The sequence below is a fragment of the Streptomyces sp. NPDC057950 genome (assembly GCF_042887295.1).
GTDB lineage: Bacteria > Actinomycetota > Actinomycetes > Streptomycetales > Streptomycetaceae > Streptomyces > Streptomyces kaempferi.
On sequence record NZ_JBHVPP010000058.1, the window covers coordinates 1 to 2,181 of the forward strand.

Annotated in this window: 2 protein-coding genes and 1 pseudogene; all 3 read right to left on the reverse strand. The window is 72.5% G+C overall.

Annotation, left to right across the window (positions count from 1 at the left end; translation table 11 throughout):
- Positions 1–586 (reverse strand): annotated as a pseudogene (locus ACFVTC_RS42775) (1,4-alpha-glucan branching enzyme); the annotation flags it as partial.
- 44 nt (positions 587–630) lie between these two features.
- On the reverse strand, positions 631–2,004 hold the full coding sequence (locus ACFVTC_RS42780; RefSeq protein WP_390135249.1) for a phosphotransferase: 1,374 nt from the start codon (positions 2,002–2,004) through the stop codon (positions 631–633).
- A gap of 46 nt (positions 2,005–2,050) precedes the next feature.
- Positions 2,051–2,181, reverse strand: a 131-nt coding sequence (locus tag ACFVTC_RS42785; RefSeq protein WP_390135251.1) for an alpha-glucosidase C-terminal domain-containing protein, incomplete at its 5' end; no start/stop codon positions are given.

Below are 2,181 nucleotides of genomic sequence, written 5' to 3' on the forward strand. Positions count from 1 at the left end.
ACTTGTAGAGCTCGCCCTCGCCGATGCCGGGCACGAACAGCTCCCAGACGCCCGTCGAGCCCAGCGACCGCATCGGATACCCCGTGCCGTCCCAGTGCGAGAACGGTCCGCAGACCCTGACCCCCCGGGCGTTCGGGGCCCAGACGGTGAAGCGGGTACCGGTCACCCCCTGATGGGTCATGGGGTGGGCGCCCAACGCCCGCCAGAGTTCCTCGTGGCGGCCCTCGCCGATCAGATGCAGGTCCGTCTCACCCAACGCGGGCAGGAATCGGTAGGGGTCATGCACCTCGGACTCGCGGCCCGCGTAGGTCACCGACACCACGTACTCGGGGATCGTGTCGAGAGGCAGCACGGCGGCGAACAGGCCGTCGCCGAGGTCCGTCAGCGCGGTACGCCGCCCGCCGACCACCACGGCCACGGCCTCCGCGTACGGGCGCAGCACCCGGAACACGACACCGCCGGGCACCTCGTGGGCACCGAGCAGTGCGTGCGGATCGTGGTGGGCGCCCGACAGCAGGCGCGCGCGGTCCGCCGCCTCCAACGGGGCCACCGGCCCCGCGCCGACAGTGGTGGTGGAAACGGCCACGGCTTCATCCTCCTCGAGAGCGGACACGGAACAGGGCTGGTTCATCAGAGGCCTTCGGCGAGACGAGCGACCGCGGCCATCGGAACCGGCAGCCAGTCGGGCCGGTGCCGGGCCTCGTACAGCACCTCGTACACGGCCCGGTCCGTCTCGTACGCGCGCAGCAGTTCGGGCTCCTCGTGCGGGTCCCAGGCGGCCGCGGCGGCGTAACCGGCCCCGTACGCCTCCCGGCAGCGGTGCGCCCACTCCGGGTGCCAGGGGCGGCGGGAACGCGCGGCGTAGTCGAAGGAGCGCAGCATGCCCGCGACATCGCGGACGGGCGACTGCAGGCGCCGTCGTTCGGGGACCGGACGGGCCGGCTCGCCCTCGAAGTCGATGACGGACCACTGGCGCCCGGCCCTCAGCACCTGGCCGAGGTGGAGGTCGCCGTGGATCCGCTGGGACGGCCGCGCCGCGACGTCGAGTGACGCGAGGGCGTCGAATGCGGAGCGCAACCCGGGTACATAGCGGCTGAGTTGGGGTACCGCCTGGGCCGTGGCGTCGAGCCGCTCACTCATCGCGGCGGCGAGCCGTTCGTGCTGGAGAGGGCTCGGCGCGTCGACGGGGAAGGCCGTCGCCAGTGCCAGATGCACCTCGGCTGTGGCTCGTCCCAGGTCGTAGGCCTCCTCGGTGAACTCCTGTTCCGAGGCGAGTGACCTCAGTGCCAGGGTCCAGCCGTCGGCGGCGCCCGGCAGGAACGGCTGGAGCACCCCCAGCGTCGCCTCCCGGGGCTGCGAGGTGCCGAACCACGCCGCGGGGGCGGGTACCCGGGTGCAGCCCTGCCGGGCCAGCGCCCACGGCAGTTCCAGGTCCGGGTTGATGCCCGGCTGGACGCGGCGGAAGAACTTCAGGATGAAGGAGTCCCCGTACACGAGCGAGGAGTTCGACTGCTCGGCGTCGAGCAGCCGGGGAGCGAGGCCGGCCGGGACCGTCACGCGCGCGTCGCGCTCGAAGAGCAACGGCCCCGTTGCCCCCGGAGTACGCAGCCGCTCCAGGAGCAGCCCCGTCGCCCGCGGGTCGTGGAGCGCGTCGTAGACGCTCATGTCGGCCAGCGGTCCCGCGCTCGCCCGGCCGATGAAGGCATGGGCGAGCCGGGGCGGCAGGACCTTCCGCGCGCCGAGGAGGAGCTGATAGCAGTCGTCGGGCGGGGGAGTTCCGGATCCGCTGTGGGGGGTCGGGCCCAGATGTTCGGTGTGTACCAGGAGATGCAGGCATCCCGGATACAGCTCGGTCGACGACGCCACGCTCAGGCCGGTGACCGGGCGTCCCTTTCCCGCGAACCAGCGTTGCCGCGGCAGCCACTCCCGCAGCAGGTCACCGAGGGAGGTGAGCAGTGCGGCGGGGGCGTGGCGGCCCGGACGGTGCAACGCGGTCTTCGGCATGGCGACACGTCCTTTCAGAGGCAGGCGATCTCTGCCGGGTGATGGCTCAGGGCCGTTTGACGGTGCCCGGGGCGACCGCGCGGCGGAGCCGGAACCAGTAGAAGCCGTGGCCTGCGAGGGTGAGCAGGTAGGGGAGTTCGCCGATGGCGGGGAAGCGGACTCCGCCGATGAGCTCGA

Bases quoted from the DNA above. Each gene is read 5' to 3' on its own strand.
- ACFVTC_RS42780 (WP_390135249.1), bottom strand. From the start codon at position 2,004: ATGCCGAAGACCGCGTTGCACCGTCCGGGCCGCCACGCCCCCGCCGCA.